Source organism: uncultured Sphingomonas sp. (assembly GCF_936927845.1).
Taxonomy (GTDB): Bacteria; Pseudomonadota; Alphaproteobacteria; order Sphingomonadales; family Sphingomonadaceae; genus Sphingomonas.
This window is the reverse complement of record NZ_CAKZHV010000056.1, coordinates 1-5,706: the sequence shown is the minus strand read 5'-3', so window position 1 is coordinate 5,706 and position 5,706 is coordinate 1. Positions and strand designations below refer to the sequence as shown.

At 64.4% G+C, this 5,706-nt stretch carries 6 protein-coding genes and 1 pseudogene; all 7 read right to left on the bottom strand.

From position 1 onward, the window contains the following. Positions 1–919: pseudogene (locus Q0579_RS07780) on the bottom strand (heavy metal translocating P-type ATPase); the annotation flags it as partial. After that, positions 916–1,524 carry a cation transporter gene (locus Q0579_RS07775; protein ID WP_004212885.1) on the bottom strand — a complete coding sequence of 203 codons (609 nt, stop codon included), beginning with the start codon at positions 1,522–1,524 and terminating at the stop codon, positions 916–918. The gene Q0579_RS07775 and the pseudogene Q0579_RS07780, both read right to left, overlap by 4 nt. Then, the gene (locus Q0579_RS07770; protein WP_042469170.1) at positions 1,521–2,207 is read right to left on the bottom strand and encodes a transporter; all 687 of its coding nucleotides are present in this window, start codon (positions 2,205–2,207) and stop codon (positions 1,521–1,523) included. Before Q0579_RS07770 ends, Q0579_RS07775 begins: the two co-directional genes overlap by 4 nt. A gap of 3 nt (positions 2,208–2,210) precedes the next feature. Continuing rightward, entirely contained in the window at positions 2,211–2,624 is a 414-nt protein-coding gene (locus Q0579_RS07765; RefSeq protein ID WP_004212881.1) for a hypothetical protein, read from the bottom strand. Between the two features lie 47 nt (positions 2,625–2,671). Further along, on the bottom strand, positions 2,672–3,049 hold the full coding sequence (locus Q0579_RS07760; protein ID WP_004212880.1) for a hypothetical protein: 378 nt from the start codon (positions 3,047–3,049) through the stop codon (positions 2,672–2,674). Then, on the bottom strand, positions 3,046–3,534 hold the full coding sequence (locus Q0579_RS07755) for an SRPBCC domain-containing protein (protein ID WP_004212879.1): 489 nt from the start codon (positions 3,532–3,534) through the stop codon (positions 3,046–3,048). Before Q0579_RS07755 ends, Q0579_RS07760 begins: the two co-directional genes overlap by 4 nt. A 53-nt stretch (positions 3,535–3,587) precedes the next feature. Next, a partial coding sequence (locus Q0579_RS07750; protein WP_298810839.1) for a CusA/CzcA family heavy metal efflux RND transporter occupies positions 3,588–5,706 on the bottom strand: 2,119 nt, incomplete at its 5' end.

The following is a 5,706-nucleotide window of genomic DNA, read 5'->3' as shown; positions in this document are numbered from 1 at the left end:
CGGTTTCGGGCGCGAGCTTCGCCAGCGCCTCGATCGCCTTCTTGGCGCGGCCCATTGCATAATGCTCAAGCGCATGGCCGAGGCTGAACAGGAACAGCAGCAGCGCACCTTCGGCCCATGCGCCCAGCGCAGCGGCGCCGGCCGCAGCGACCAACATCAGCGTGTCGATCTCGAACTTCTTCATCCGGAGGTTGTCGATCGCCTCGCGCAGCGTGAAGAATCCGCCGAAGAAATAGGCTGCGATATAGCAGGCGGTCGGCAGCCATTCGGGCGCGCCAGCGACCAGCCTCTCGATCGCGTAGCCGATCCCCAGCAGCGCGCCACAGGCGAGCGCGAAGATCAGCTCGGTATTGGGGCCGAGAAATTCGGCGTGGCTATGGTCGTGGCCATCGCCGGGGCCGTGCTTCTCTTCGCCCGCGCCGTGGCCCCCGGGGCCGTGGTCGTGGCCGGCATGTTCATCGGCAGCGACCCGCTTGCCCACCCTCACCTTCAGCTTGCGAAGCGCAGCGCGCACCTCCTCTTCGGTGGTTTCGCGGCGATCATATTCGACCCGGACAGACCCGCTGGTGCTGGCGCTTGCCTGGACCACGCCGGGCAAGGCGCACAGCGCATCGCTGACCGTGCGCGCCCGACGTTCGTGGTTGATCCCCGTCACCTGCCAGATCGCATGGCCGTAGCGCTCGGTGATTTCGGCACCTGCGGCGCGCACCATTTCGCGCAACCGTGGCAGCGGCAGCTTGGCGGCATCGAAATGGATGCACAGCGCCGCTGGCGTGTTGCCGTCGAGACAGATCACATGCGCCCGCTCGACACCTTCGCGCTTTGACAGGGTTGATACGAGACGGTCCAGGCAGGCATCGGCCGCGTCAGGAAGGTCCGGCAACAACACTGGAATGTCGAGTTCGAGCTTGTCGTTCATGACGACCTCCTTTCGCTTTTCTTGGTTTCGGCGCGCGCGTCGCGCAGGATTTCGACACCGCCCTTGATGGCGATGATGGCGGTGGCGAAGCCGACCAGCAGGTCCGGCCAATTGGTACCCAACCACAGCACCAGCACGCCGGCGATCAGGATGCCGCCGTTGGAAATGAAGTCGTTGAAGCTGAAGGTGGTTGCGGCCCGGAGATTGACGTCCGGATCCTTGAGGCGCTGGAGCAGCCGCAGGCAGAGGTAATTCACGACGCCGGCGATCGCGGACATGACCATCATGGTAGGTCCGATGGGCTCGCTGCCCTGCACGTAGCGCCGTCCGACATCGATCAAGATGCCGCCCGCGAAGATCAGCAGCATGACGCCCGAAGCGACCGCGGCGCGTGTCTTCCATGTCTGGCCCCGGGTGAGCGCCACAAGGCTCAGCGCATACACAGCCGTATCGGACAGGTTGTCGACGCCGTTGGCGATCAGCGCGCTCGAGTCCGCGAAGAAGCCGGAAACGAAGAAGCCCGCAGCGATCGCCGCGTTCAGCAGCAGGACGATCCACAGTGTGCGGCGCTCCTGCCCGCCATTGTTGTCGTTGCCCGGGATCATCCCATCATCTCCTCAAGTGTCAGCAGGGCCAGGAAGCCGACGAAAAACATCGAGCTGATGAGCGGGGTGTCGGGTTTCTCGTGCGCCTCGACCAGCAACTCCTCCGTGACGAGGTAGAGCAGCGCCATCAGCCCGAAGCTGAGGAAGCCGGCGATCATCACCGGCGACAGCGCGGCGACCGGCACGGCAGCGAGCGCGCCGATCGGCAGCAGCAGGGCCAATGCCGAGACGATCACGATGATGCGCAAGCGCGAGCGATAGGTTTCCGCCAGCTCGTCGGTCAGCGTCAGTCCCAGAAATAACACTTCCAGAGTGAGCGCGATCGTCAGCAGGAGACCTGCCTTCTCGCCCGCCACGAAAGCGAGGCCGAGCACCAGGCCGTCGACCAGAATGTCGATGCCGATCGCGGCGAGTAGCGCCATCAGCCCCTTGAAGCGGGCCTCAAGAGCCTTGAGCCCCAGCATGGTCGCGACGCCCGCCGCCCCGCCGATCAACGTCGCGCTGGGCGATGCCTCATGCTTGACCTGCGGCAGGATTTCGGTCGCTGCCGCCGCGAACACGACGCCGGCAGCGAGATGCTGTAGGCCCGCCACGAGGCCAGGTTTCAACTTGGTGCGGCTCGCGACAATCGCGCCGAGCACGACCGCCAGCACAGGCGCAAGCGTATAGAGCAGTGCCTGCATTTCCTAGGACTCCTCCGGGGTTCGGTGGCAGACGCGGATCTTCCCGCGTCGCGTGAACGCGATCGATCCGCCCGCCACGACAGCCCGCGAATGGTCGCCGCGAAACTCGTCACCGGTTCGCTGCGCGCGCAGGATCTCGGTCCTGCCCTTCGGCAGCCAGGTGACGGCCATTTTCAAGCCGTCATCGATGAAGTCGACATCGGCGCGTGTGCCGTCGTCGCAGTACATGATGCGCTGCGCGATTAGTTTCGACGTCAGATGCTTTTCATGCGCCGGCTCGGTAGGCTGGGTCGGCGCTGGATTACACGCCCCTATAACCGCCCCGGAGACGAGAACGACGCCGAGGCGCGCGATCGCCAGACCGGCCCGATTCAGGCCGCACAAGGTTGTCACATTTGAAATCGACGTGTCAGACATCGGTCTCTTCCGACGAAGCGCCCTGTGGCGTTCGAAGGCAGGGCAGTTCATCGCGTGCCTTCCCGCTCGCAGATCCGGGTACGGCCATCGCCTTCCACGATGGTGAGCTGCGACCCCTTGAAGGTCGCGGTGGCTGTTTCGCCGACATATTGCAGGCCCTGCGCTGGCGCGGTCAGCATCATCGGCGGTCCCCCGTTGGAGCGCCGCAAATCGATCTGCAGGCCGTTGTCCTTGTAATCGACGAACAGCGGTTCCCCGTCGGAACAGCGATATCTATGCCGCCCCATTTCCCCGGTCGCCACGGCGCTGTCGGACGAATGGATCTGCTGCTCCGTTGGCGGGGCTGGCGGCTTTCTTTCCGAGCACGCCGCGAGCCCGACAACGAGGATGACGGCGGGCAGCACCCGCTTACAGTGCATCATCATCGCGCCTTCCTCCTGTAGCGGAAGGGGACGCGCTGACGATTGATAGCCCGGGCAGGCTGACCTACCCGCCAGCGGAGATAGGTTGCGAGGCGATCGTCAGATTCGACCATCAGGGATCGCAGGCGGCGCAACATCATCGCCGCGAACGGCAGGGAGAGCGCCCCGCGCAGCGTGCAGCTATGCGTTAGCCTGGTGCCGCCATCGTCCCCCGCCAGCTCGTACCGCTCTTCGAGCGTGAACAGATAGGGGATGCCGCAGGACCAAGCGAAGGCGTGCGGTTTATCGAATCGATCAATCCGTGCTGGCGTCCGAATTGGCCGGGTGATGCCCTGGATCGCAAAGGTGCATTCTGTGTCGCCGAGCCGGGACGGATCATCGAGAAATACGAGCGGACTCCACGCCCGGCGATGATCCGGATCGGTGAGTGCCGACCAGATGCGCAGTGGCCCGCCGTGAAGCATCGAGCTGGTTATGGTGCGAGGCATATCCCCATCTCCCAGAGATGGGCGGGGCGATCGCGGATCGCCCCGCCCATCCATCAGGCCAAGTTGTTCACGAAGGTCTGACCGTGGTCGTCCCCTTCATGCTCCTCATTGTAGTGCTCGGGTTTCTCGATCACTTTCTGCCCGAACCGGGCATAGAGTGTCGGCAGCACGAACAGCGTAAGAAGCGTCGCCGAGATCAGACCGCCGATGACGACCGTCGCCAAAGGCTTTTGAACCTCTGCGCCGGCGCCTTCGCCCAGCGCCATCGGCACGAAGCCGAGGCTGGCGACTAGCGCGGTCATGATGACGGGTCGCAGACGCTGCATCGCGCCAACATGCGCGGCTTCCTCGCGGCTCATCCCTGATCGGATCAGATCTTGGATCGAGCTGACCATGACGAGGCCGTTGAGGACCGCGATGCCCGAGAGGGCGATGAAGCCCACTGCCGCCGAGATCGAGAAGTCCATGCCCCGCAGGAACAGCAACAGGACGCCGCCCACCAGCGCGAAAGGCACGCCGGTGAACACGATCGCGGCGTCGCGGACCGATCCCAACGCCCCGTAGAGGAGCAGCAGGATCAAGATGAAGCAAGCCGGAATGACCAGCTTCAGCCGTTCGCTTGCCGATTGGAGGTTCTCGAACTGGCCGCCCCATTCGAGATAGGTGCCGGCAGGCAGCCGGAGTTGGCTGCCGATCGCCGCCTGCGCATCCGCCACGACGGATCCGACGTCGCGGCCACGCACGTTGGCTTGCACCACCACGCGCCGCTTGCCGTTCTCGCGGCTGATCTGGTTCGGACCATCGACCACCTTGATCTCGGCGACGCTGGACAGCGGTACATAGCCGCCGCCTGCCACCGGCACCTGCACCTGTTGGAGCAGGCCGATGTCGGCACGCTGCGCCTCCGACAGGCGGATCACCACGGGGAAGCGACGGTCGCCCTCGAAGATCTGGCCCGATGTTCGCCCGCCGATCGTCGCAGTCACGGTGTCCTGCACATCCTGAGCCGTAACGCCCAACCGCGCCATCGCGTCGCGGTTGACGCGAATGTCGAGCATGGGAAGACCGGTCGTCTGCTCCACCTTCACGTCCGCTGCGCCTTGCGTTCTGCGCAGCACCGCCGCGATTTGCTCGGCCGTCCGGTTCATCTGGTTGAAGTCGTCCCCGAACACCTTCACCGCGATGTCGCCGCGCACGCCGGCGATCAGCTCGTTGAAGCGCATCTGGATGGGCTGGGTGATCTCGTAGGCATTTCCCGGAATCTTCGCGAGATTACCCTCGATCCGGCTGACCAGCTCCTCCTTGGGAAGCTCAGGATCCGGCCAATCCTTGCGCGGCTTCAGGATGACGAACATGTCGGTCGCGTTCGGCGGCATCGGGTCGGCCGCCAGCTCGGCGGTGCCCGTCTTGGAATAGACGAATTGCACCTCCGGCTGCTTCGACATCATCCGCTCGATCGGCACCTGCATCGCCTGGCTCTGCTGGACCGACGTTGCCGGAATGCGGAGCGACTGGATCAGCAAATCGCCTTCGTCGAGCTGCGGCAGGAACACCGAGCCGAGCGTAGTGAAAGCAAGCGCCGCCACCACAAGGCTTCCCACACCCGCACCGATCGTCAGCGTCGGGCGCTTCATGGCCCGGTCGAGACCGGGTTCGTAGCGCTTCTTCAGCCACGTGATGATGCGGCCGTCCTTCTCCTCGACCTTCTTCGACAGCCAGATCGCAATCATCGCCGGCACGAAGGTGAGAGAGAGGATGAAGGCGAAGGCGAGCGCGATGATGACGGTCAGCGCCATCGGTCCGAACGTTTTACCCTCCACGCCGGTCAGCGTGAGCAGCGGTACGTAGACGAGGATGATGATTGCCTGCCCGTACACAGAGGGACGGATCATCTCACGCGCAGCGGCTGCCACGGTCGCGAGCCGTTCCTTGACGCTGAGCAATCGGCCTTCATGATGCTGTTGCTCGGCAAGCCGGCGCAGCGCGTTTTCGACAATGATGACGGCGCCGTCGACGATCAGACCGAAGTCCAAAGCCCCAAGGCTCATCAGATTGGCCGAGACCCCAGCGCGCAGCATACCAAAGCCTGTCAGCATCATGGTGATCGGGATGACCAACGCCGCGATCAGGGCCGCACGGAAGTTGCCGAGCAGCAGGAAGAGCACGACGATG

Excerpts from the sequence above, each read along its gene's own strand:
- Q0579_RS07760 (WP_004212880.1), bottom strand. The coding sequence starts at position 3,049 with ATGATGATGCACTGTAAGCGGGTGCTGCCCGCCGTCATCCTCGTTGTC.
- Q0579_RS07755 (WP_004212879.1), bottom strand. The coding sequence starts at position 3,534 with ATGCCTCGCACCATAACCAGCTCGATGCTTCACGGCGGGCCACTGCGC.
- Q0579_RS07770 (WP_042469170.1), bottom strand. The coding sequence starts at position 2,207 with ATGCAGGCACTGCTCTATACGCTTGCGCCTGTGCTGGCGGTCGTGCTC.
- Q0579_RS07775 (WP_004212885.1), bottom strand. The coding sequence starts at position 1,524 with ATGATCCCGGGCAACGACAACAATGGCGGGCAGGAGCGCCGCACACTG.
- Q0579_RS07765 (WP_004212881.1), bottom strand. The coding sequence starts at position 2,624 with ATGTCTGACACGTCGATTTCAAATGTGACAACCTTGTGCGGCCTGAAT.